This window comes from Burkholderia sp. SRS-25 (assembly GCF_004343765.1).
GTDB classification, from domain to species: domain Bacteria; phylum Pseudomonadota; class Gammaproteobacteria; order Burkholderiales; family Burkholderiaceae; genus Burkholderia; species Burkholderia contaminans.
In genome coordinates this window covers 148,394-172,462 of the sequence record NZ_PTXM01000005.1, presented here as the reverse complement: position 1 = coordinate 172,462, position 24,069 = coordinate 148,394, and the positions used below count along the sequence as shown (strand labels likewise).

Genomic DNA, 24,069 nt, shown 5'->3' with positions numbered 1-24,069 from the left:
CGGAACTCAACGGGGTACCGGGGCAGTGTCGCGCCGCGGCCAACGCATCGGTACACCCCGCCCGACGCCGACTGGCACGCACGCACTTTCTGGCCGGCAGGTCTCCTGGCTGACAGGTCGGCGCCGACTCCCGGCCTTCCCGGTGGAACCAGTGGCATGAGGGGGAGATCGGCTCGCTGTCTACAGTTGCGGGGGCAGCCACAGCGGCGCGTGGCGCGCCCTGTGTTCCCTCTTCGGCCCCGAGGGGCACCGGCGAACGAACGGCCGTAGGATACCCGATTTTCGCGACGATCCGGCATCGGCGATGCGTCGCACAACCGCGTCGCAGCACGGCTGCAGCCGGTTTTGTGCTGCCGCGTCAATGGTACGATTGGCGGCTCGGCACCCGATGGCCGGGCCGTATCGCACCGGCGGCCGACGTGCACGGCGCGGAGGCGGATCAGGATCGGAATCAGCAACGAATCAACGCGCGGCAGCCCGGCCGCCGCGCATCGCAACAAACGGTAGGAAATCGAACGATGGGGAAGGGTGCATGACGGCGTGGCTGACAGTAGTGGGCATCGGCGACGACGGTTACGCGGGGCTCGGACGCAGCGCGCGTCGCGCGCTGCTCGACGCGACGCTCGTCGTCGGCGCGAAGCGGCATCTCGACATGCTGCCCGCGCGGCTGCCGGCCGCGCGCGAAACGTGGCCGTCGCCGTTCGATCTGGCGGGCGTGCTGGCTCGACGCGCGTCGCCCGTCTGCGTGCTCGCCAGCGGCGACCCGATGCTGTTCGGCGTCGGCGCCACGCTCGCGCGCCAGCTTTCCCCCGACGAATGGCGCATCCTGCCTGCGCCGTCGTCGCTGTCGCTCGCGGCCGCGCGCCTCGGCTGGGCGCTGCAGGATGTCGGCGCGATTTCGCTCGTCGGCCGCCCGCTGGCGACGCTCGCGCGTCACCTGCTGCCCGGCCGACGCCTGTTCGTGCTGAGCGCCGACGGCCGCACGCCGGCCGCCGTCGCGGCCGAACTCGTCGCACGCGGCTTCGGGCCGACGCGCATCAGCGTGTTCGAACATCTGGGCGGCCCGCTCGAGCGCCGTCTCGACGGGCTCGCGCAGGACTGGCGCATCGACGAAACGGCCGCGCTCAACCTGGTCGCGCTCGACTGCCTGGCCGGCCCCGATGCGCCGCGCCGCGCGCTCACGCCCGGCCTGCCCGACGATGCGTACCGTCATGACGGCCAGCTCACCAAGCGCGACCTGCGCGCGATGACGCTGGGGCGTCTCGCGCCCGCGCCCGGCGAGTTGCTGTGGGACGTCGGCGCCGGCAGCGGCTCGATCGGCATCGAATGGATGCGCGCGCATCCGTCATGCCAGGCGATCGCGATCGAAGCGCATGCGGAGCGGCAGCGCTTCATCGAGCACAACCGTGACGCGCTCGGCGTGCCGGGCCTGCAGCTCGTCGCGGGCCGCGCGCCCGATGCGCTCACGGGGCTCGCCGCGCCCGACGCGATCTTCATCGGCGGCGGGGCGACCGCGCCCGGCGTGTTCGACGCGTGCTGGGCAGCGCTGAGGCCCGGCGGCCGGCTGGTCGCGAACGCGGTCACGCTGCAGGGCGAGATGACGCTCGCCGCGTGGCGCGATGCGCACGGCGGCACGCTCACGCGCGTGTCGCTCGCGCATGCCGAGCCGCTCGGCCGCTTCGATACGTGGCGACAACCGTTGCCGGTCACGCTGTACGACGCGCGCAAGCCCGACCCGGCCGACACATCCGCGTCGTCGGCCACGACGAACACGACGGACGCGTGATGCGCGACGAGACCCCCGAACAGCCCGCACCGCTACGCTTCGGCTATACGACCGGCAGCTGCGCGACCGCGACGTCGCTCGCCGCCGCGCGGCTGCTGCTCGCGGGCCGGGCGGACGACGCGGTCGAGATCGTGCTGCCGAAGGGGCAGCGCGTGATGATGCGGCTCGAGTTCTGCCGGGCGACGGCCGACGGTGCGGAAGCCGGCACGATCAAGGATGCCGGCGACGATCCGGACGTCACGCACGGTGCGCTGATCTTCGCGCGCGTCGCGCTCGCGGCGGCGCCCGGCGTGCGGTTTCATGCGGGGCCGGGCGTCGGCACGGTCACGCGCGCGGGGCTGACGCTGCCGGTCGGCGAACCGGCGATCAACCCGGTGCCGCGCCAGATGATGACGACGCACCTGGAAGCGCTGGCGGCCGAGCATGGCTATGCGGGCGGCTTCGACGTGACGATCGGCGTCGAAGGCGGCGAAGCGCTCGCGCTGAAGACGATGAACCCGCGCCTCGGCATCGTCGGCGGGCTGTCGATCCTCGGCACGACCGGCATCGTGCGGCCGTTCTCGTGTTCGGCCTATATCGCGTCGATCCACCAGGGCATCGACGTCGCACGCGCGAACGGCATCACGCACATTGCCGCGTGCACCGGCAACGCAAGCGAGGATGCGATGCGCGCGCACTATCAATTGCCCGACATGGCGCTGATCGAGATGGGCGATTTCGCGGGCGCGGTGCTCAAGCACCTGCGGCGCGCGCCGGTCGTGCGGCTGTCGATGTGCGGCGGCTTCGGCAAGCTCAGCAAGCTCGCGGCAGGCCATCTCGACCTGCACAGCCGCCATTCGAGCATCGACCTGCCGCTGCTCGCGCAGTGGGCGGCCGAAGCCGGCGCCAGCGATGCGCTGCAAGGCGCGATGCGCGCCGCGAACACGAGCCAGGAAGCGCTGAAGCTTGCGCACGCCGACGGCGTGCCGCTCGGCGATCTCGTCTGTGCACAGGCGCTGCGCGTCGCGCGCGACATCGTGCCGCCGTCGGTGGCCATCGAGATGTTCGCGATCGACCGGCAGGGCCGCATCATCGGGGAGGCGCGATGAGCACGCGCATCCTGCTGCTCGGCGGCACCGGCGATGCGCTGAAGATCGCTCGCGCGCTCGGCTCGCATCATGTGTACAGCCTGGCCGGCCTCGGCAAGGTGCCCGACGACCTGCGCTGCGACGTGCGCATCGGCGGCTTCGGTGGCGCGGCCGGGTTGGCTACCTATCTGCGCGACGCCGGCATCGGCCTCGTGATCGACGCAACGCATCCGTATGCCGCGCGGATCAGCGCGAATGCCGCAGCCGCCGCGCGTGAAGCGGGCGTGCCGTTGTGGGCGCTGCGCCGCGCGCCGTGGGTGCCGCAACCCGGTGACGACTGGCGCATGGTCGACGACTGGGCCGGCATCGAGGCCGCGCTCGCGCCGTTCAGGCGGCCGTTGTTCACGCTCGGCCGCGAACCGCTCGCGCATCTCGATACGATCCCGCCGCACCAGTTCTGGCTCGTGCGCTGCCTCGACGCGCATCCCGGCAACGCGCGCGCGCAGATCGTCGCCGCGCGCGGGCCGTTCACGCTCGACGGCGAGCGCGCGCTGTTCGCGCTGACGGGCATCGACGTCGTCGTCAGCAAGAACAGCGGCGGCGCGGCCACGGAAGCCAAGCTCGATGTCGCGCGCGAACGCAGGCTGCCGGTCGTGATGCTGCGCCGGCCGCCGCTGCCCGACGCCGATCGTGTGTTCGACTCGGCCGCGGCGCTCATCGACGCGCTCGATCCGGCCGCACGCGCGTGACGCCGCGCGGCCGGTCATCCCATGAATTGACGGAGATTTTTCGATGACGGTGTATTTCATCGGCGCGGGCCCCGGCGACCCGGAGCTGATCACGGTGAAGGGCCAGCGCCTCGTGCGCACGTGCCCGGTGATCCTGTATGCGGGTTCGCTGGTGCCGGCGGCCGTGCTCGACGGCCATCGCGCGGAGCAGGTCGTCAATACCGCCGAACTCGACCTCGACGCAATCGTCGCGCTGCTCGCCGACGCGCACGCGAAAGGGCAGGATGTCGCGCGGGTGCATTCGGGCGACCCGTCGCTGTACGGTGCGATCGGCGAGCAGATTCGCCGCTTGAAGGCGCTCGGGATTCCGTATGAAATCGTGCCCGGCGTGACGGCCACGGCTGCGTGCGCGGCGACGCTCGGCGTCGAGCTGACGCTGCCCGGTGTCGCGCAGACGGTGATCCTCACGCGCTTCGCGGGCAAGACGACGATGCCGGAAGGCGAATCGCTCGGCGCGCTCGCCGCGCACCGCGCGACGCTCGCGATCCATCTCGGCGTGCGCCATCTCGCCCGCATCGTCGACGAAGTGTTGCCGCATTACGGCGCCGATTGTCCGGTCGCGGTGATCTATCGCGCGAGCTGGCCCGATGAAGCGCGCGTGACCGGCACGCTCGCCGACATCGTCGGCAAGGTGCAGGGCACGCAGATCGAGCGCACCGCGCTGATCCTGATCGGGCGCGTGCTCGACGCAGAAGGGTTCACGGATTCGACGCTGTACGCTGGCGCAGGCTGATCACGCGCGGGCCGGCGCGGGTTCGGTGCGGCGTTCGCGCATGTGCTTGGGTGCTTGTAGCGCGCCGCGCCGATCGTGATCGCAGCGCCGATGAAGTAGATCGGCGCCGCGATGCCGACGACGGGGCTCAGGTCGAGCACGACCACCGCCATATCTAATCGCGGCGGGGTGATATGCGCGGGGCACGCGCTATGCACGCGCGGCGTGCAGGACCCGCTTCGGCGCAAACCCCGCCGCCAGCGCGAACAGCGCGACACACAGGCAGGCCATCGCGATCCAAGCGGGCGTCAGGTCCGCGAGGTGCTGGCGCACGATGCCCGCCCCGAACGGGAACAGCCCGGCGATCAGGTAGCCGATGCCCTGCACGAACCCCGTCAGCGACGCGGCATCGGCCGGCGTCGAGGCATGGTCAACGGTGACGATCAGCGACAGCGGAAACAGCGCGCCGATTCCCGCGCCCAACAACAGCGCGGCCGGCAACGCCAGCGTCTCGGGCGCGGCCAGCATCACCAGCAAGCCGACGAACAGCGACGCAATCGACGCGTACAGCGCGGGGCGGCGATCGGGCAGGCGGTCGATCGTCGCCGAGATCGTCAGCCCCGCGACGACTTCCGCGAGCGTCACGCCGCCGAGCAGGCTGCCGGCCGCCGTCGGCGACCAGCCGAGCCGCATGTAGTACGGCGGCAGCCACGCGAGCACGAGCGTGTACGCGCCCGTCGCGATGCCGAAGAACAGCGCGAGCCGCCACGCGCGCGGCGAGCGCGACGGCTGAGTGTTCGATGCCGACGTCGGCCCGGCGGCGAGCGCGTCGCCGCCGCGACTGGCCAGCGGCCACGCCAGCGCGGCCACCACGGCCGGCAGCGCCCATCCCGCGAGCGCGGGGAGCCAGCCCCAGCGCGCCGCGGCGAACGGCGCGACGACGCTCGCAAGCACGGCGCCGCCCATGATCGACGTCGAATAGACGCCCATCGCACCGCCGATCCGCGTCGCGAAATGCGCCTTCACGAAGCCGGGCAGCAGCGCCTGCACCATCGCGATCCCGACGCCCGCGCAGCAGGCGCTCGCGAGCAGCAGCCACGCGTGCTGCGCGCCGATGCGCGACACGCAGGCGAGCCCGATCAGCGCGACGCCGAGCCAGACGCCGCCCGCAATCCCGGTCAGGCGCTGCAGGCGCCGCGCACTCAGTGCGCCGAGGCCCATCAACAGGATCGGGATCGTCGTCAACAGGCTGGCCGCGCCGTCGCTGAGGCCGGTCGCGCGCTGGATCATGTCGAGCAGCGGGCCGACCGCGGCAAGCGCCGGCCGCAGGTTCAGCCCGACAAGGACGATGGCGGCGAGCCGCCATCCGGGAGAAGTGAAGCGATTCATTGCAAGGCCCTCGTTATCGGTGCGCGGCCCCCGGTGAGACGCCGCGCGCATTTCATGTAAAGTATCTCGACATCAAGATAAATGCTGATTTATCTCGACGTCAAGATAACTGGTGAGCCGAGGAGGGTTAATGGATCGAGCCGCGCATGCGCTCGCGCAATGGCGCGCCGAGCGCCCGGATCTCGACGCGTCGTCGATGGTGGTGATGGGGCGGCTGCAGGAAGCGGCGCTCGTGATCGCGCGTGACCGTCTCAATCCGCTGTTCGCGCGCTACGGGATGCAGCCGGGCGAATTCGACGTGCTGGCCACGCTGCGGCGCGGCGGGGCGCCGTTCGCACTGACGCCGACGGCGCTGTACGACGCGCTGATGATGTCGTCGGGCGGGATGACCGCGCGCATCGACCGGTTGCAGAAGGCCGGTTGGGTGGAGCGCCGGCCGAACCCGGCGGATGGGCGCGGCACGCTCGTCGCGCTGACGGAGACCGGCCGCGCGCTGATCGACGAGGCAGTCGTCGCGCATATCGACAATCAGCGCGAGTTGCTGGGTGTGCTGTCGGATGCGGAACAGGCGCAGTTGTCGGAACTGCTGGGAAAGCTGCTGGCGGGGTTGGGAGACGGGGCGTCGAACGCAGCGGACGGAAAGTAGCGCCGCAGAAAGCGTGATGCGAACGCGCGAGGCGGACGAAACAATCGTCGTGAATGGTGGTTGACGTCGCTTGCCGAGCCGTGGCGGACGCGTCGTCACGCGGAATCCACGCCTGCCCCTCACCGCAAAACGGCCAATCAAGTGGCCAACCGCGGCTTTTCGTACGACGCGTAACCATTGACGCATGTCGTTGAGGTAGAGCCCGAAGGTACGGTTTCCTTACCGCAAAAGCTCGACCATCACGACATCGGTGTCGTCTCGCGCCACCAGCGTGAGCCGCGATTCGCCGCGGACGGCAACGCCGTCGCGCGGCGCGAGCCGGACTTCGCCGACATCAAGCCGGCCATGATCTGCAACCAGGTACGCCACGCCTGCCCCCGGCAATACGTGATGCACCGTCGTGCCTTCGCGTAACGTCGCGATGCGCACGCGCGCGTCGGCGTGGATGGGCAGCGCACCCGCGCGCACGTCATCGGCGTCGCCGCTCGCCAGCGTGATGAAGCGGCCTTCGCGACATTCGCGTGAACAGGTTCGCGTCGTCCAACGCGGCGTGCCGCCTGGCGTGCGCGGATGCAGCCAGATCCGGAACAGCCGCGCGGGGACGTTCTCCTCGTTGCGCTCGGCAACGTGGAGAGCGGCGCCCGCACGCATCGCCTGGATGGAATCGGCGACCAGCCGCGTGCGATTGCCCGCGTCATCTTCGAAAGTGATCGCGCCCGAGCGCACCCACGTCACGATCTCGACGTTCCGGTGAACGTGCAGACCCAAGCCGGCATGCGGCGCGATCGCTTCGTCGTTCCAGGCGCTGAGCGCGCCGAGTGAACCATGATCGGGGCGTCCGCAGGCGCCGAGGCGGAAATGCATCCGCGTGTCGCGCCAGTCGCTCCGGGTCGCGCCAAGCAACTGAAACGATCGATGTTCGATCATGATGTGTCCGGGTTCAAACGCGCGTCCGCGCCGGGCGCGGGTTCGATCGTCGACGATCGCATCCGCGCGCCCGGGGCCACGCTTAGATTTGCTGCTGGCCGCCGTCGACGAACAGCTCGACACCGTTCACGAAGCTCGCGTCGTCCGAGGCGAGGAACAGCGCGGCACTCGCGATCTCGCCAGCCTCGCCGAGGCGTCCCATCGGGATCTGGGCCGCCAGGTAATCGGCGAGACCCTGGCGCTGGGCGGCGTCGTCACCGGCGAGGTCGAGCAGGCCGGGCGTGCGGGTCGCCCCCGGGCTGATCGTGTTCACGCGGACGCGGCGGTCCTTCAGGTCGAGAATCCAGCTGCGTGCGAAGGCGCGCACCGCGGCTTTCGATGCCGAATACACGCTGAAGGCAGCGGTGCCGGCGCTACCTGCCGTCGAACCGGTGAGAATCACCGATGCGCCGTCGGCGAGCAGCGGCAGTGCTTTTTGCACCGTGAACAACACGCCCTTCACGTTGCGATCGAAGGTGTCGTCGTAGTGTTCTTCGGTGATGCTGCCGAGCGGCAGCATCGAACCGCCGCCGGCGTTCGCGAACAGCACGTCGAGGCGCCCCTGTTCTTCCTTGATCTGCGCGTACAACGCGTCGAGTTCATCGAGCTTCGTGGAATCGACACGGACGCCCGTCGCGTTGCCGCCAGCTGCCCGGATGCCGTTCACGGCGGCGTCGAGTTCGGCCTGACGGCGACCGGTGAGGTAGACGTGCGCGCCTTCCGCCGCGAAGCGTTGGGCGGTGGCAAGGCCGATGCCGCTGGTTGCGCCGGTAACGAGGGCGATCTTGCTGTCGAGTTTGCGTGCCATGTTGCTTCTCCTTCCGTTCGATAAGTGGGACTGCGTTCGGTGTTGCGTGCTGCGATGTAAGGAGAATATCGACGCCCCGATCATTTCGAAATAGAATTGATTGCAATCCAACGTTGCATAAATGAAAAGATGAGGGGCGATGGCAAAGCTGCCTGATTTCGAAGGACTCGCGATGTTCGCGAAGGTCGCCGAGGAAGGATCGTTCGCGGCGGCGGCGCGTGCGATGGGGGTGTCCGTCGCGACAGTCTCGCGTGGCGTCGCCCGTCTGGAAGACCGGTTGGGTGCGCGGCTCTTCAATCGCACGTCGCGACAGCTCGCGCTGACCGAGTTCGGCCGGACCATTTGCGAGACGGCCGGCGAGATCTATCGCCGGGCCGAGGAAGCGGAAAGTGCCGCGCGCGAGATGTCGTTGCAGCCGCGCGGATTGGTGCGGCTCGCCGTGCCGATGTCGTTCGGGCTGCGCTGGGTTGCCCCGCTGTTGCCCGGCTTCTTTCGCGCGTATCCCGAGGTGTCGATCGACCTGCATCTTTCCGATGCGTCGGTCGATCTGGTGGCCGACGGTTTCGACGCCGCGCTGCGCATCGCCGCGCTGCCGGATTCCTCGCTGGTCGCGCGACGGCTGTGCGCGGTCACCCAGTTCGTGGTGGCGTCGCCGGCGTATCTGAAGCGGGAAGGGCGGCCCGCCCACCCGCGTGATCTGGTGGATCGGCCGTGCCTTTCCTATGCGTATCGCGCACGCGGCGATGTGTGGCGGTTCACGAACGGCGCGGGTGAGGAGGAACCGGTCATGCCGACCGGACCGCTGCGCGTGACGAATGCCGATGCATTGCTGCCCACGCTGCTCGATGGCCTCGCGATTGCGGAACTGCCCGAATTCATCGCCGGTGAATATCTGGCCGATGGCCGCCTCGAAGCGCTCCTTACCGACTGGTCCTTGACGAAGGGCGGCCTTTACTTCGTCACGCCATCAGCGCGCGCCCGTCCCGCCAAGGTGGCTGCGCTGTCCGATTACTTTGCGGAACACCTGTCCGATCCCTCGTGGCGGTGGCCCAAGTGACGCGCTGATGCAACTGGCACCGCAACCTCGGCAACTCGAACTTTCGCCGCCGCGCCGGACACCGACAGTCTTCCCGGCGTTCCCGAAAAATTCGCGAAGACTTCAAATAAAAAAACCCGCCGCGCAATGCGGCGGGTTCTTCAGATCGCGGCCTGCACGGCGTGCACCCGCTTGACCCATCAACCCCGCGCGGGAATATTGAGCCCGCGCTCGACCGCTGGCCGCGCAACGAACGCGTCGAGCACCCGCTTGACGTTCCGGAATTCGCTGAAGCCCACGAGATCACCCGCTTCATAGAACCCGACGAGGTTCCGCACCCACGGGAAAATCGCGATGTCGGCGATCGTATAGGTATCGCCCATCACCCATTGCCGGTTCGCGAGATGCGCGTCGAGCACGCCGAGCAGACGCTTCGACTCGTCGACGTAACGGTCGCGCGGGCGCTTGTCCTCGTAATCGCGGCCGGCGAACTTGTGGAAGAAGCCGACCTGGCCGAACATCGGCCCGATGCCGCCCATCTGGAACATCACCCACTGGATCGTCTCGTAGCGGCCCGCGAGATCCTTCGGGATCAACTGGCCCGTCTTGTCCGCGAGATAGATCAGGATCGCGCCCGATTCGAACAGCGGCAGCGGCTTGCCGTCCGGGCCGTTCGGATCGATGATCGCCGGGATCTTGTTGTTCGGGTTCAGCGACAGGAATGCCGGCGACAGCTGGTCGTTCGTGTCGAAGCGCACGAGGTGCGGCTCGTACGGCAGGCCGGTTTCCTCGAGCATGATCGACACCTTGACGCCGTTCGGCGTCGGCAGCGAGTAGAGCTGGAGACGGTCGGGATGCTGGGCCGGCCACTTTTGCGTGATCGGGAAGGCGGACAGGTCGGACATGGAGGGTCGCTCGTCGAAGTGAAGGATCCGCGCCCCGTTCCTGCTGCTACACGCGCCACGGTCGATGGTGGGACGGCAGGGCGGAGCGCGCCGAAAACGCCCACTGTAGCCGATCCCGGCGATCGATGCCGACGGCGGCCGCGCGCGACCGCCGCCGCACGACCGGAAGCCGTCAGAAGTTGTGCCGCAGCCCGATCATCGCAGCCGTCGTGCCGACGCCCGGCGCGACCGGCTGCCCGTACACGAGCATCTGGTCCATCGTGCCGCGGTTGTTCACGTGGCCGACCTGCGCATAGACCATCGTCCGCTTCGACAGGCTGTAGTCGGCCGCGAGCACGACCGCCGTCGACTTGTTCGCCGAGACGTTGCGGTCCTTCAGGTAATACACCGCGGACGTCACCTGCAGCGCGGGCGTGAAGCGATAGCCGATGCCGGCCGACAGCATGTCGAGGTTCACCTTGTCCGCATGCGACGGGTTCCTGCCGTTGCCGTACGACGCCGACACCGAGAAATCGTGGATCGTGTATTTCGCGCCGAAGTAGATGAAGCGGTTGTTGTCGACGCCGGTCGGCGCGACGCCCGGCGCCGGACTGGTGTCGTGGCCGTTGTAGTAGACGGCCGATGCGTTCAGCCCGTAGTTCGCATACCTGAGCACGACCGATTCGCGCGTGCCGCCCTGGAACTGCCCGGCCACGCCGCCCGGCGCGTATTCGAGCGCGATCGACGCACCCGCGAAGGTCGGCGACTGGTAGACGAGCGCATTGCTGTCGTACAGCGCGCCGATCGCGCCGTTGGTGCTCGTCCCCGGCCAGCCGGCCGCCGTGTTCAGGCCGAGCCAGGCGGTCAGCACGCTGCCGAAGAACTGCGCGTTGCGCACGTCGGTGTCGGCCATCGCGTAGATCATCGGCACGATCTGGCGGCCGGCCGTGAACGCGCCGAACGGGCCCGACACGCCGAGCGACGCAACCTGGTTGAAGATCGCGACGGCGCCCGGCGTATCGCTCAGCTGCAGCTTGCCGGTGCCGCTGTCGAACGAGCCCTGCAGCTTGAAGTTGACCTTGTAGCCGCCGCCGATGTCCTCGCTGCCCTTGATGCCCCAGAAGCTCGAGTAGATGCCGCCGTCCTTCATGCGGAACACCTTGCCGGTGTTCGGCGCGGTCGGGCTGAACGACGCCGCCGACGTGCTCTGGTACAGCAGGCCCGAGTCGATCACGCCGTAGAGCGTGACGGAGGATTGCGCGTGCGCGAACGCCGAACAGCCGGCAAGCGCCGCGAGCGCGGCCAGTTTCGTCTTCATCAAAGTCTCCGGGGTCGTATTGGACCGGACGGGATCGAGCCCGTCCGGGTGAAGCAGGGAGGCTAGCGGGAAGGTGTGACAGGCGACGCCCGCGTGAGCCGTGCTGAAAGACTACGCAACGGCGGGCGGCTGCTCCCCCCCATGCGCGGGGGGCAGGGTTGCGGAGAATCGGAGAAAGGCGGGCGCGACGATGCGCCCGACTGGCAAAACCAGCGTTACGGCGTCAGGGCGCGCTTTCGAGCAGGCCGAGCACCAGCGCGCGGCGCACCGCATGCTTGCGCGAGCTGGCGTCGAGCTTGCCGAACAGGTTCTTCAGGTGCCACTTCACGGTTTCCTCGCCGACGGCGAGCGCCACCGCGATCTCCTTGTTCGACAGGTTGCGCGCGAGCAGCTCGAGAATCGCGCGCTCCTGCGGCGTCAGCACGACGCTCGGCACCGCGCGCGGGCTGGCCGCGGCGCGCGGGGCAGGCGGCACGATGCGCGGTTGCGGCAGCGCGTGCCGCGCGGGGCCGGTGCCGGCGGCCGCTTCGTCGCCGGCGCGGCGCGCCCAGTCGGCGATGGCCGGATGCGCGTCGGCGAGCGTGCGCGTCAGCCCGAACAGATCCGCGAGGTTCATCGCTTCGTCGAGCAACGCGCGCCCGCCGCCGCCCGACTGTTCGCGCGCGAACGCGCTGAGCGCCATGATCTCGATGCGCGCCTGCCCCACGCTCATTTCGCGGGCCAGCACGGCGGCTTCGTCGAGCGCGGCGCTTGCGTCGTCCCAGCGGCGCGCGGCCAGCGCCGCGCCCGCGTGCGCGGTTGCCTGCAGCAGCACGACGGGGCGCCGCCACAGCGGCCCGTGCGACGGAAACTCGGCCGCGGCGATCGCATCGATCCGTTCGACGAGCGCATGGCAGGTCGCCTCGCGATAGCGCGCCGCGTGGATGCGCACCTGTTCGGCGAGACTCGCGACCGACAGGCGCGGCAGGCGCCGCGCGACCCCCATCGCGTCGAGCGCTTCGAGCAGGTCGATTGCACGGTGTTCGACGCCGCGCAGCAGCGCGATGCGCGCGGCGGTGCGATAGCCGAGCAGCACGGTATCGGGCGTGCCCGCGTGTTCGAGCACGTCGAGGCGGTTCGCAAGCAACGCGGCCGCCTGGTCGACGCGGTCGGCCTCGTACGCGAGCGCCGCGCACATCGCCGCGAGCATGCAGGTGAGCGGATGGCGGCGCCCGAGATCGGCTTCCGCACGCGCCAGCGCCGGCGACAGCGTGTCGTCGGCCAGCCGGACCTGGCCCTCGCGCAGGTAGCTCAGGCCCGTGATCAGCTCGCCCCAGCGCGCGACGTAGCCGAACCCGGCCGCCGTCTCGCCGCGCGGCGCGGCGTGCTGGAAGCGGCGCGCCTGCGCCGGTTCGCCGACGATGATCGCGCGCGCCGACAGCCGGTTCGCGTGCATTTGCGCGAGCCACGTCGCCGCCGGCGGCGTGAAGTCGGCCCACGGTTCGAACAGCTCGACGAAACGGTCGATTTCGTCGGCGTAATACGCGGCCGCGCTGAGGATCAGCGCGCATTCGTAGCGCATCGCCGCGGGCGTGCCGGGATCCGCGAGGATGCCCGCGATCTGGCGCTGTGCCTCGACATGGCGCTCGCCGAGCGCCAGCGCCCATGCCACCGCGACGCGCAGCGTCGGGCGCTTGTCGAGCTCCGCGTCGGGCAGCAGCGCGAGCCAGTCGAGCACGTCGTTGATGCGGCCCTGCTTGATCGCATCCTCGAGACAGCGCTGCGCGAGCGCATACGCCACCTCGAACTGGCCGGCCGCGTATGCGTGGCGGGCGGCTTCCTCGGTCATCCCGTGCGCGTCGAGCCACGCGGCAGCACGCGCATGCAGCGTGCTGCGCTCGGCTTCCGGGCCCGCGGCCAGGCGGTCGCGCAGCGTGTCGCGCACGAGCGGATGCAGCCGGCACCAGTCCGAATCGTCCGACGCAATGAACAGCGGCGTGTCGCGTGCGAGCCGTGCGAGGCGGTCGGCTGCGTCTGCGTCGTCGAGCAGCGCGGCGCACAGCGACGGATGCAGGCGATCGGCGACGCTCGTGCGGATCAGGAACGCGGTGTCGTCGGCCGACAGGTTCGTGAGCAGCAGCTCGACGAGGCGGTCGCGCGTGCCGTCCACGCGGGCGGCAAGTGCGTCGACCGCCTGGCGCGGATCGGCCGAGCGCGCCATCGCGGCCATCGCGAGCTGCAGGCCGAGCGGCCAGCCGTCGACGCGTTCGAACAGCCGCGCGCACGCGTCGGCGTCGACCCGCTGCGCAAAGCGCGCGCCGGCCAGCGCAATCGTCTCGTCGAGCGTGAAGCGCAGCCAGTCGGGGCCCGCGAGCGTGCATTGCCCGCCGGCGAGCAGATCGCCGGCCACGAGATCGAGCCCGCGCCGCGCGGCGACGACGACATGCAGGTTTTGCGGTGCGTTGTGCAGCACGTAGGTCAGCGCATCGAGGCCGGCGGGCGGCAGCCGCTCCGCATCGTCGACGATCAGCAGCGCATCGATCGACAGCTGCGCGACCTCAGCCAGCCACGCGGTCACGCCTTCCAGCGCGCGCGCCGCGTCGGCCGCACCGACCGGGATCAGGCGCCCGAAGCCGGGCCGCGCGCAACCGGTCCGCACCGCCTGCACGAGCCCCTGCAGCAACCGCGCCGCATCGTCGCGCTCGTCGGCCGACAGCCATACGACCGCGCGGCCGAGCGCGAGGGTTTCGCGGCGCCATTGCGCGAGCAGCGACGTCTTGCCGTAACCGGCCGGCGCCTGTACGAGCGTGACCGGCCGGCCGTCGAAAGCGGGCGCGGCGAGGCTCAGCCGCGCGCGGGCGAGCAACTGCGCCGGCACGCGCGGCGCGGTCGTCTTCAGGACCAGTTCGGTGGGCGGCGCGTCGGCGCGATCGGGGGGGTGGGCCATCGGGGCAGCAGTCGGAATCCGGCGGTGCCATGCGGGCCAGCGTCCGGGGTGGGTGTGGGGGGAAGGATCGGTCGAACCGCGTTCGCGCGTCAATCCCCCCCGCGACGAGTGGGGCCGCACCGGCACCGCATCGATAGCATGGGTTCCGATGCATGACGAACACCACGAGGAGCCCACCCATGAAGATCGTATCGACCGGCACGCGGCGCAGCGCGCCATTCGCCGGATAAGCGGAGCGGCACGATGTACCGCCATCTGCTCGTGACGGTCGACGGCACGCCCGGCGGCATCGACGCGATCGGCCATGCGCTCGAACTGGCGCGCGCGGTCGGCGCCCGGGTCACGTTCGTGCTGGCCGGCGCCGCGCCGGACTCGCGTTTATCCGGAGCGCGGCTGCCGGAGCACGGTGCGAAAGTGGAAGCGGCCGCGCGGGCGCAGGGGCTGTCCCATGTGATTGCGGGGGCAGGCCATCCTGGGGCCGGCCATCCGGGGGCAGGCGACATAGCCCCCGGCGCACTGGCGGCCGAACTCGGTTGCGACCTGATCGGCGTCGCGGCGCTGCCGCCCGATGCCGACGCGGCGGCCTGCGCACAACGGCAGCACCTGCTCGCGACGAGCGGCGTGCCGGTGCTCGTGTGCACGTCGCGGCGAACGCCTGCCGAGGTGCGTGTGATGGCGCGTTGCCTCGATGCGCATCGTGCGGTCGAAGGGTGGCTGCGTGCGCTGATGGCCGCGAGCTTGCACACGGGCGTGGACGCGCCGCAACAGCACGCGGCCGACCCGCAGGAGGCGCTGGCATCGCTCGCCGCCCTGCAGCACGCCCGGGTCGGCACGGCCGCCGAAGCGCGCCTTTTCGCGGCATTGCGCGACCGTGCGGAGTGCGTCGCGGCCGAACTGGACGAACTCGACCGCCAGCGGCAGCGCGACGCGCAAGCGCTCGATGCGCTCATGCGGATCGCCGCGGAAGGGCTGCCGTCGGCCGCGTTCGACACGGCGCTCGCCCGCTACGCGCACGGCGCGTTCGAGCAGATGGGGCGGATGGAAGGCGTGATTTTTCCGGCCGCGCGGCGCTATCTCGGCGACGCGGACTGGGCCGGACTGGATGAATCGCTGGCGGACGGCGCAGCCGCGACGCCGCCACGCGCGAACGAACCGAACGAACCCGACGATGCGCGACGCGCATCCGACTGACACCCTACGGAGAACACCATGGCACATGCAGTGCGATTCCACGAAACCGGCGGCCCCGAGGTCCTGCGCTGGGAGGAAGTCGACGTCGGCGACCCGGGCCCCGGCCAGGTCCGCCTGCGGCACGACGCGGTCGGCCTGAATTTCGCCGACACGTATTTCCGCAGCGGCCTGTATCCGGTGCCGCTGCCTGCCGGCCTCGGCGTCGAGGCAGCCGGCGTGGTCCAGGCGGTCGGCCCCGGCGTGACGAACGTCGCCGTCGGCGACCGCGTGACGTACACAGGCTTCCTGAACACGCTCGGCGCGTACAGCACCGAACGGCTGATCCCCGCCGCGCCGCTCGTGCGGCTGCCGTCCGGCATTGCGTGCGAGACGGCCGCGGCGATGACGATGCGCGGCCTGACGTCGGCCTACCTGCTGCGCCGCATCCACGCGTTCGCGCCGGGCGACACGATCCTGCTGCACGCGGCTGCCGGCGGCGTCGGGCTGATCGTGTCGCAATGGGCGAAGCTGCTCGGGCTCACGGTGATCGGCACCGTCTCCAGCGAGCATAAGGCCGAAATCGCCCGCGCACACGGTTGCGACCACACGATCGACTACAGCCGCGAGGACGTCGCGAAACGCGTGCGTGAACTGACGGACGGCGCGGGCGTCGACGTCGTGTTCGACAGCGTCGGCAAGGACACCTTCGAAGGCTCGCTCGATTCGCTGAAGCGGCGCGGGCTGATGGTGTGCGTCGGCACCGCATCGGGCCCGATCCCACCGTTCGATCCGCAGCGCCTCGCGATGAAGGGCTCGCTGTACCTGACGCGCCCGGCGCTGGCCGACTACATCGCCGATCCGGCCGAAAAGAACGACCTGGCCGGCGAGCTGTTCGCCCACGTCGCGGCCGGCCGGATCCGGATCGAGATCAACCAGCGCTACGCGCTGCAGGACGCCGCACAGGCACATCGCGATCTCGAATCGCGCAAGACGACCGGTTCGTCGGTGTTCATCGTCTGAGGAGACGCGCATGCGAGTCGAACCCCTGACCTGCGCGATCGGCGCGGAACTGCTGGATGTGAGCCTCGCCGACGCCGTGCACGACGACGGCCTGTTCGCCGAGATCCGCGCGCAATTGATCCGGCATCGCGTGCTGTTCCTGCGCGACCAGGACATCACGCGCGCCGAGCACGTCGCGTTCGCACGGCGCTTCGGCGAGCTCGAGGATCATCCGGTGGCCGGCAGCGATCCCGAGCACCCGGGGCTCGTGCGGATCTACAAGTCGCCCGACCAGCCGAACGACCGCTACGAGAATGCGTGGCACAGCGATGCGAGCTGGCGCGTGGCGCCGCCGTTCGGCTGTGTGCTGCGCTGCATCGACGGTCCGCCGGTTGGCGGCGACACGATGTGGGCAAACATGGTGCTCGCGTACGAACGCCTGCCCGAACACGTGAAGCAGCAGATCGACGACTTGCGTGCACGCCACAGCATCGAGGCGAGCTTCGGCGCGGCGATGCCGATCGACAAGCGCCTCGCGCTGAAGGCGCAGTACCCGGACGCCGAGCATCCGGTCGTGCGCACGCATCCCGAAACGGGCGAGAAGGTGCTGTACGTGAATGCGTTCACCACGCATTTCACGAATTTCCACACGCCGGCGCGCGTGCGCTTCGGGCAGGACGCGAATCCCGGCGCCGGCCAGTTGCTGCAATACCTGATCAGCCAGGCCATGATCCCCGAGTACCAGGTGCGCTGGCGCTGGAAGAAGCACAGCGTCGCGATCTGGGACAACCGCAGCACCCAGCATTACGCGGTGATGGACTACCCGCCGTGCGTGCGCCAGATGGAGCGCGCGGGCATCGTCGGCGACGTGCCGTTCTGAGCCCGCCGGCACCGTAGCCCATCTCTGAAACCCCATGCAACGCGCCGGGCCTGCCGCCCGGCGCGGCGGGATACGCACGCCCGTACACCCGAAATACAACGATTTCCACTGGAGGACGACATGCAATTTCTCGACGATTCGCTGCACCCGGAAAACCAGGACAAGGTGGTCATCACGGTCGCGCCGTACGGCCCCGAATGGATGCCCGCCGATTTTCCGGAAGACATTCCGGTGACGATGGACGAGCACGTGCAGAAGGCCGTCGACTGCTACAACGCGGGCGCGACGGTGCTGCACATGCACGTGCGCGAGCTCGACGGCAAGGGCAGCAAGCGGCTGTCGAAGTTCAACGAACTGCTCGGCCGGCTGCGCGAGGCGGTGCCCGACATGATCCTGCAGGTGGGCGGCTCGATCTCGTTCGCGCCGGAAGGCGAGGGCGCCGACGCGAAATGGCTGTCCGACGACACGCGCCACATGCTCGCCGAGCTGACGCCGAAGCCCGACCAGGTGACGGTCGCGATCAACACCGTGCAGATGAACATCACCGAGCTGATGGACCGCCGGGACATCGCCGGCACGTCGCTGAACGAAGCCGCACTGTGGGACGCGTACCGCGAGATGACCGTGCCGGCCGGCCCCGGCTGGGTCGACGAGCACCTGCGCCGCCTGCAGGCGGCCGGCATCCAGCCGCATTTTCAGCTCACCGGCATGCACGCGCTGGAAACGCTCGAACGGATCATCCGCCGCGGCGTCTATCGCGGCCCGCTGAACGTCACGTGGGTCGGCATCGGCGGCGGCTTCGACGGCCCGAATCCGTACAACTTCATGGAATTCGTGCGGCGCTGCCCGGACGGCGCGTGCATCACGCTCGAATCGCTGATGAAGAACGTACTGCCGATCAACACGGTCGCGATGGCGCTGGGCCTGCATCCGCGCTGCGGGATCGAGGACACGATCATCGACCAGAAGGGCAACCGGATGACGTCGGTGCAGCAGGTCGAGCAGTGCGCACGGATCGCGCGCGAACTCGGCCGCGACATCGCCAGCGGCAAGGAGGCGAAGGCGATCTACCGGATCGGCGTGCAGTACGACGGCATCGACGAGACGCTGGCGCACCTCGGGATGGCGCCGAACCGCCGCTCCGGCCAGGTGAACGTGCCGCTGCGGGCCGCCTGACGCGCTGCGCGTTCGCGCATCCGGGTGAGCGGCCGCATTGGACGCCGCCCGCCGATCGTAATGGCGTGGCACCCATCCCCTCGCAAGGCGCGGGGGCTGACTCCGGCCAACGGAGCGGGGCCACGCAAGCCGCGCCGGAGCACGACCTCCGGCGCCGGAGGAGACACGCATGCTGATCCACCATGTCGAGCCGTCGATGCAGGACGTCGCCGCCGCCGGCCGGCGCGCGCCCGCGTATGCGTGGCTCGTGTTCGGGCTGACCGTCGGCCTGCTGCTGTCGGACTACATGTCGCGGCAGGTGCTCAACGCCGTGTTCCCGCTGCTCAAGCACGCGTGGGCGCTCTCCGACACGCAGCTCGGCTCGCTGTCCGGCGTCGTCGCGCTGCTGGTCGGGTTGCTGACGTTTCCGCTGTCGGTGCTCGCCGACCGCTTCGGGCGCGTGCGCAGCATCGTGCTGATGGCCGCGTTGTGGAGCGTCGCGACGCTCGGCTGCGCGCTGTCGACCAACTACACGGAGATGCTCGTCGCGCGCGGCCTCGTCGGGCTCGGCGAAGCCGCGTACGGCAGCGTCGGCGTCGCGCTGATCCTCAGCATCTTTCCGGCACGGCTGCGCGCGACGCTGACCGGCGCGTTCATGGCCGGCGGCGCGTTCGGCTCCGTGTTCGGGATGGCGCTCGGCGGGCTGGTCGGCGCGCATCTCGGCTGGCGCTGGTCGTTCGGCGTGATGGCCGCGCTCGGCATCGTGCTGCTCGTCGCGTATCGCTGCGTCGTGACCGAACGGCGGCTCGCCGCGTACCGGATCGAACCGTGCCGGCGCGACGCCGGCGCGCCGCGCGACCTGCGCGGCAACGTGCGCGCGCTGATGTCGGGGTTGTTCGCGTCGCGTTCGGTGATCTGCGCGTATCTCGGCAGCGGGCTGCACCTGTTCGTGCCGGGCGCGCTGTTCGCGTGGCTGCCGAGCTACCTGAACCGCTACTACGCGATGGCGCCCGACCGCGCAGCGGTGCTCGCGGCAGGCTTCGTGCTGCTCGCGGGCGTCGGGATGGTCGGCTGCGGGATCGTCACCGACCGCGTCGGCAAGAACGACGGCAAGCGCAAGTGGCTGACCGCGATCGCGTATTGCGTGCTCACGGGCGTGTGCCTTGGGATTGCATTCCGGTTGCCGCCCGGGCCGCTGCAGCTCGCGCTGATCTGCGCCGGGATGCTGGTCGGCGCGGGTGCGTCCGGCGCGTCGGGCGCGATGGTCGCGAACCTGACGCCGGCGGCGATCCACGCATCGGCGTTCGCGACGCTCACGCTCGCCAACAACCTGCTCGGCATGGCGCCGGGCCCGCTGCTGACGGGGTGGGTCGCCGATCGCGCCGGGCTCGTCGGCGCGCTGCAATGGATTCCCGTCGTGCCGCTGATGGCCGCCGTGCTGTTCGCCATCGGCCGCGCGAGCTATGTGGCCGACCTCGCACGCGTCGAACGCGAACGGCGCGCGTCCCAACCTTCCTGAACGCTTCGGAGACTGCATGACCCTGACGACCGCACCCACCATCCTGATCGTGCCCGGCTTGCGCGATCACGTCGAAGACCACTGGCAGACCCACCTCGAACGGCGCCTGCCGAACGCGCGCTCCGTCGCGCCGCTCGAAGCCGACAAGCTGAGCCGCGCCGCGCGCGTCGCGGCGCTCGATGCGGCGCTGGCCGGGATCGACGGCCCCGTGATCCTCGTCGCGCACAGCGCGGGCGTGATGATCACGGTGCACTGGGCGCGCCAGGCCACGCGCCGGATCCACGGCGCGCTGCTCGCGACGCCGGCCGATCTCGAGTCGCCGATGCCCGCCGGTTATCCGGCGCCCGATGCGATCGCCGCGAACGGCTGGACGCCGGTGCCGATCGAACGGCTGCCGTTTCCGAGCATCGTCGCCGCGAGCCGCAACGATCCGCTCGCACGTTTCGAACGCGTTGAAGCGCTGGCGGCCGGGTGGGGCAGCACGCTCGTCGATCTGGGGGAGGTCGGGCACCTTAACCCGGCGTCCGGGTATGGCGAGTGGCAGGATGCGGAGCGGCTGATCGACGAAGTGGCCATGTTGGGTTACAAGGGTTCCGACTGATAGGGCTGTTAGTCGAGCAACGTTTGCCGGCCCTGGGCTGCCTTCGCCTGCGCATCGGGTGCTATGATTGACAGCGACGTGCAGCTGCCGTCCGTTGACAGGATAAGCGGCTGATTGTTATCGATTTTTTAGGCGGAACGCTGTCACGGCTCCCAAACGAAAGGTACTGTACGGGGTTGAGTTGAAACCCCGTACGATCATCCGTCCCACCACCGAGGTCAAGGCTTCGACCGAAGCCGAGAAAAGCGACGTGCTTCGCGCGGCGCGAAAAGTCATTTCCGAACACCGGGACGTGCTGATCGCGTTGAAGGACCGCTAATTTGCTGGATCTTGACTACGTCATCACCATCCACGACGAGATCATCCGGGATCTTGGCGGCCTCTGCGGTTTCGCGCATGCTGGCCGGGGCGGTGTCGAGGCCGCCTCCATCGCGTCGAAAATCATGTCCATTACGCGGGCCTTGACGACGTGTTTGGCATTGCCGCTACCTACGCCGTCGCGATTGCACGCGGCCACGTGTTCAATGACGCAAACAAGCGTACCGGCCTGACTTGCGCTTTGACGTACATGGAGCGGCAGGGCATTTCGATTCCTCGCCTCGCCGATCTCGAAGATTTGATGGTCGACGTAGCCGACGGCACCGTCACCAGCGAAGAGCTGGCCGAATATTTCAGCGCAATCTGGGAAACTTCGTTGACTCGCTGAAATCGCCCCTCTACCAAGCCGCTACGGGGCATGCGTGTCGCCAACAACGCGGCTGCCTCATACAAGCTCCCGCCAGCCAATTCATTTCCGACCGCTCCGGCCAACGCAATGCCTGAGGCTGACGCGTGCCAATCCATATCAGATGCGCGTCGGATCCACTCCATCAGGAATGGATCCCAGGAGATATGACGTCACAAGACGATTCCTCTTCCAACAACAATTCCTCGAACCATATCGTTTAGTAACCAAATTACTGTCCGCCGGAAGCTGTTTGTCAGGGAAAGTCCCGCCCTGTGCACCGCGGTTTTTTGTTGACCGACATCGTATAACGCCGTCATGATTTCCCGAAAAGAAAGGTCCCATCCACCGACCGAAGTGAGGAGACATGAACGCCACCCCGATCGCTCGCCGTGTCCGCCGGATCGCACTCGCCCTGGGTTTCACGCTGTCGGCCGCGGCTGCCGTCGCCGCCCCCGTCTCGCTGAACATCGTCGATGTCGCGGGCAACCTGCAGCTCACGCAGAAGGCCATCGAAGCCTTCAAGGACAAGAACCCGAACCTCGTCTCGAACGTCACGTTCACGAACGCGCCCGCGCCGCAGTTGCCGGGCAAGATCAAGGCGATGCAGGCGGCGGGGCGCGCCGACATCGACCTCGTGCTGACGGGCACCGACGCGCTGGCCGCCGGCATCGAGCAGAACCTGTGGCAGAAGCTGCTGCCCGACGACGCGGCCGCGTTCCCCGGCGTGCTCGACAAATACGCACCCGGCCCGCGCAAGATGCAGGATCTCGCGCAGGGCTACGGCCTCGAAGTCACCTACATGCCGGCCGGCCCGCTGCTCGAATACAACCCGGCGAAGGTCGGCGACCCGCCCAGGACGCCCGACCAGTTGCTCGCCTGGTGCAAGGCGCACCCGAACAAGCTGATCTATGCGCGCCCGGCGAACTCGGGCCCCGGCCGCACGTTCCTGATGGGGCTGCCGTACGTGCTCGGCGACAAGAATCCGCAGGATCCGATCAACGGCTGGGACAAGACCTGGGCGTTCCTGAAGGCGTTGAACGACTGCGTGCCGTACTACCCGGGCGGGACGTCGGCGGTGATGAAGGAGCTCGGCGAGGGCACGCGCGACATGACCGTGACCGTCACCGGCTGGGATCTCAACCCGCGCGCGCTCGGCATCGTGCCGGCCGAGTTCAGGGTCCAGGCGTTCGACAACATGACGTGGGTCAACGACGCGCACTACATGGTGATCCCGAAGGGCGTGCCGAAGGAAAAGCTCGACGTGCTGTTCAAGCTGATGAACTTCCTGCTCGAACCGGCGCAACAGGCGATGACCTACGACGACGGCTATTTCTATCCGGGCCCAGCGGTGAAGGGCGTGACGCTCGAGATGGCGCCCGCGCACAGCCAGGAAGTGATCAGGAAATTCGGCCGCCCCGAGTACGCGAAGCTGCTCGCGGATCGCCCGCACGTGCAGCCGCTCAGCGCGCAGGCGATGGTCGCCGCGTTCCAGAAGTGGGATCGCGAGATCGGCGCGCAGAAGGCGAAGTGACGCATGGTCCGGCGGGCGCCGCGGCGCCCGCGTCGAGGGAGTTCGCGCAATGAAGCACAGTTTCGAACGGCTGCGGCTCGATGGCGTGTGCCGCAGCTTCACCAATGCGCAAGGCGCGCAGGTCGCCGCGCTGAACGGGCTCGATCTCGAGATCCGGCGCGGCGAATTCATCGCGCTGCTCGGCCCGTCGGGCTGCGGCAAGTCGACCGCGCTCAACTGCATCGCGGGGCTGCAGCCGCTCACGCGCGGCGGCATCTGGCTCGACGACACGCGCATCGACGTGCTGCCGCCCGAGCGCCGCGGCTTCGGGATGGTGTTCCAGAACTACGCGCTGTTTCCGCACATGTCGGTGCTCGACAACGTCGGCTTCGGCCTCAAGATGCGCGGCGTGCCGAAGCAGGAAATGCGGCGGCGCGTGCAGCAGGCGCTCGAACTCGTGCAGCTCGTCGGCCACGAAGGCAAGCTGCCGGGGCAACTGTCGGGCGGGCAGCAGCAGCGTGTCGCGATTGCGCGCGCGATCGTGATCGAGCCTCCGCTCGTGCTGATGGACGAACCGCTGTCGAACCTCGACACGAAGCTGCGCATCGAGATGCGCGCCGAGATCCGCCGCATCCACACGCAGCTCGAACGCGCGACGATCTACGTGACGCACGACCAGGACGAGGCGCTGTCGATGGCCGACCGCATCGTCGTGATGAAGGAGGGCGTCGTGCAGCAGGTCGCGACGCCGAAGGACGTCTACACGCGCCCGTACAACCTCCATGTCGCGCGTTTCATGGGCTATCGCAACGTGCTGCCGTTCACGCTCGAAGGGATGGCCGGCGATTATGTGAACGTGGCGGCCGGTGGCGTTCGCGTCACCGGCGTGCCGATGGCAGGCTTCGACGCGAAAGAGGTCGTGGTCGCGCTGCGACCCGACGACATCGAGCGCGCGGACGAAGGCGGCGACAACACGTTCGACGCAACGGTCGAAACGGTCGAGTACGGCGGCCGCGATTCGCTGATCCGCGCGGTCACGCCGTTCGGCCCGATCTGGGCGCGCGTGGCCGGCGAATTCACGGAAGGCGAGCCGCTGCGGCTGCGCGTCGCGCCGTCGCGCACGCTCGTCTACCCGGGAGCGCCGACATGAGCGGCGCAGCCGCGGCGCGGTTACACCGGGAG

At 69.3% G+C, this 24,069-nt stretch carries 22 protein-coding genes and 1 riboswitch; of the genes, 16 read left to right on the top strand and 6 right to left on the bottom strand.

Annotated features, from left to right (window positions below):
* Nucleotides 1–77: 77 nt before the first annotated feature.
* A riboswitch (cobalamin riboswitch) is annotated at nt 78–269 on the bottom strand.
* A 263-nt stretch (nt 270–532) separates the two neighbouring features.
* The 4 genes from cbiE to cobM are packed head-to-tail and all read left to right on the top strand — an operon-like array spanning nt 533 to nt 4,374.
* Complete coding sequence (gene cbiE / locus C5O79_RS07415; RefSeq protein WP_122473921.1) at nt 533–1,786, top strand: precorrin-6y C5,15-methyltransferase (decarboxylating) subunit CbiE; 1,254 nt, start codon at nt 533–535, stop codon at nt 1,784–1,786.
* Nucleotides 1,786–2,874 carry a cobalt-precorrin-5B (C(1))-methyltransferase gene (locus C5O79_RS07410; protein WP_122473922.1) on the top strand — a complete coding sequence of 363 codons (1,089 nt, stop codon included), beginning with the start codon at nt 1,786–1,788 and terminating at the stop codon, nt 2,872–2,874. The genes cbiE and C5O79_RS07410 overlap by 1 nt, the downstream gene beginning before the upstream one ends.
* Nucleotides 2,871–3,602, top strand: a complete 732-nt coding sequence (locus C5O79_RS07405) for a cobalt-precorrin-6A reductase (protein ID WP_122473923.1) — start codon at nt 2,871–2,873, stop codon at nt 3,600–3,602. The genes C5O79_RS07410 and C5O79_RS07405 overlap by 4 nt, the downstream gene beginning before the upstream one ends.
* 43 nt (nt 3,603–3,645) lie before the next feature.
* On the top strand, nt 3,646–4,374 hold the full coding sequence (cobM, locus tag C5O79_RS07400; RefSeq protein ID WP_046545716.1) for a precorrin-4 C(11)-methyltransferase: 729 nt from the start codon (nt 3,646–3,648) through the stop codon (nt 4,372–4,374).
* 189 nt (nt 4,375–4,563) lie between these two features.
* On the opposite strand, the gene C5O79_RS07395 is transcribed toward cobM, so the two are convergent.
* A complete protein-coding gene (locus C5O79_RS07395) occupies nt 4,564–5,742 on the bottom strand; it encodes an MFS transporter (protein WP_122473924.1) in 1,179 nt (392 codons plus the stop codon).
* A 130-nt stretch (nt 5,743–5,872) separates the two neighbouring features.
* On the opposite strand from C5O79_RS07395, the gene C5O79_RS07390 reads away from it, so the two are divergent.
* A complete protein-coding gene (locus C5O79_RS07390) occupies nt 5,873–6,388 on the top strand; it encodes a MarR family transcriptional regulator (RefSeq protein WP_047850883.1) in 516 nt (171 codons plus the stop codon).
* A 219-nt stretch (nt 6,389–6,607) separates the two neighbouring features.
* On the opposite strand, the gene C5O79_RS07385 is transcribed toward C5O79_RS07390, so the two are convergent.
* The gene (locus C5O79_RS07385; protein WP_122473925.1) at nt 6,608–7,315 is read right to left on the bottom strand and encodes a pirin family protein; all 708 of its coding nucleotides are present in this window, start codon (nt 7,313–7,315) and stop codon (nt 6,608–6,610) included.
* A gap of 82 nt (nt 7,316–7,397) precedes the next feature.
* On the bottom strand, nt 7,398–8,162 hold the full coding sequence (locus C5O79_RS07380) for an SDR family oxidoreductase (RefSeq protein ID WP_122473926.1): 765 nt from the start codon (nt 8,160–8,162) through the stop codon (nt 7,398–7,400).
* A 139-nt stretch (nt 8,163–8,301) separates the two neighbouring features.
* On the opposite strand from C5O79_RS07380, the gene C5O79_RS07375 reads away from it, so the two are divergent.
* The gene (locus C5O79_RS07375; protein ID WP_122473927.1) at nt 8,302–9,219 is read left to right on the top strand and encodes a LysR family transcriptional regulator; all 918 of its coding nucleotides are present in this window, start codon (nt 8,302–8,304) and stop codon (nt 9,217–9,219) included.
* A 179-nt stretch (nt 9,220–9,398) separates the two neighbouring features.
* On the opposite strand, the gene C5O79_RS07370 is transcribed toward C5O79_RS07375, so the two are convergent.
* From C5O79_RS07370 to C5O79_RS07360, 3 genes are all read right to left on the bottom strand, one after another.
* Nucleotides 9,399–10,103 carry a glutathione binding-like protein gene (locus tag C5O79_RS07370; protein WP_046545722.1) on the bottom strand — a complete coding sequence of 235 codons (705 nt, stop codon included), beginning with the start codon at nt 10,101–10,103 and terminating at the stop codon, nt 9,399–9,401.
* Nucleotides 10,104–10,275: 172 nt separating this feature from the next.
* On the bottom strand, nt 10,276–11,400 hold the full coding sequence (locus tag C5O79_RS07365; RefSeq protein ID WP_046545723.1) for a porin: 1,125 nt from the start codon (nt 11,398–11,400) through the stop codon (nt 10,276–10,278).
* Between the two features lie 223 nt (nt 11,401–11,623).
* A complete protein-coding gene (locus C5O79_RS07360) occupies nt 11,624–14,326 on the bottom strand; it encodes a LuxR C-terminal-related transcriptional regulator (protein ID WP_131931304.1) in 2,703 nt (900 codons plus the stop codon).
* A 243-nt stretch (nt 14,327–14,569) separates the two neighbouring features.
* Between C5O79_RS07360 and C5O79_RS07355 the strand changes: the two genes are divergently transcribed.
* The 10 genes from C5O79_RS07355 to C5O79_RS07315 all read left to right on the top strand — a co-directional run bounded on the left by C5O79_RS07355 (nt 14,570) and on the right by C5O79_RS07315 (nt 24,037).
* Nucleotides 14,570–15,517 (top strand): universal stress protein, encoded by a 948-nt coding sequence (locus tag C5O79_RS07355; protein WP_122473929.1) that lies wholly within the window; start codon nt 14,570–14,572, stop codon nt 15,515–15,517.
* 18 nt (nt 15,518–15,535) lie between these two features.
* Nucleotides 15,536–16,516: a quinone oxidoreductase gene (locus C5O79_RS07350; RefSeq protein WP_122473930.1), complete on the top strand. Its 981-nt coding sequence runs from the start codon at nt 15,536–15,538 to the stop codon at nt 16,514–16,516.
* Between the two features lie 10 nt (nt 16,517–16,526).
* Complete coding sequence (locus C5O79_RS07345) at nt 16,527–17,375, top strand: TauD/TfdA family dioxygenase (RefSeq protein ID WP_046545727.1); 849 nt, start codon at nt 16,527–16,529, stop codon at nt 17,373–17,375.
* A 120-nt stretch (nt 17,376–17,495) separates the two neighbouring features.
* Nucleotides 17,496–18,551: a 3-keto-5-aminohexanoate cleavage protein gene (locus C5O79_RS07340; protein ID WP_046545728.1), complete on the top strand. Its 1,056-nt coding sequence runs from the start codon at nt 17,496–17,498 to the stop codon at nt 18,549–18,551.
* 169 nt (nt 18,552–18,720) lie between these two features.
* Nucleotides 18,721–20,049, top strand: coding sequence for an MFS transporter (locus C5O79_RS07335; protein WP_122473931.1), 1,329 nt, complete (start codon nt 18,721–18,723; stop codon nt 20,047–20,049).
* A 16-nt stretch (nt 20,050–20,065) separates the two neighbouring features.
* Nucleotides 20,066–20,650, top strand: coding sequence for an alpha/beta fold hydrolase (locus tag C5O79_RS07330; protein WP_046545730.1), 585 nt, complete (start codon nt 20,066–20,068; stop codon nt 20,648–20,650).
* Nucleotides 20,651–20,831: 181 nt separating this feature from the next.
* Nucleotides 20,832–20,969, top strand: coding sequence for a hypothetical protein (locus tag C5O79_RS38040; protein WP_160310312.1), 138 nt, complete (start codon nt 20,832–20,834; stop codon nt 20,967–20,969).
* Between the two features lie 63 nt (nt 20,970–21,032).
* Nucleotides 21,033–21,356 (top strand): type II toxin-antitoxin system death-on-curing family toxin, encoded by a 324-nt coding sequence (locus C5O79_RS07325; protein ID WP_226148157.1) that lies wholly within the window; start codon nt 21,033–21,035, stop codon nt 21,354–21,356.
* A 385-nt stretch (nt 21,357–21,741) separates the two neighbouring features.
* Entirely contained in the window at nt 21,742–22,908 is a 1,167-nt protein-coding gene (locus C5O79_RS07320; protein ID WP_122473932.1) for an extracellular solute-binding protein, read from the top strand.
* Between the two features lie 49 nt (nt 22,909–22,957).
* Entirely contained in the window at nt 22,958–24,037 is a 1,080-nt protein-coding gene (locus C5O79_RS07315; protein ID WP_122473933.1) for an ABC transporter ATP-binding protein, read from the top strand.
* Nucleotides 24,038–24,069: the final 32 nt, after the last annotated feature.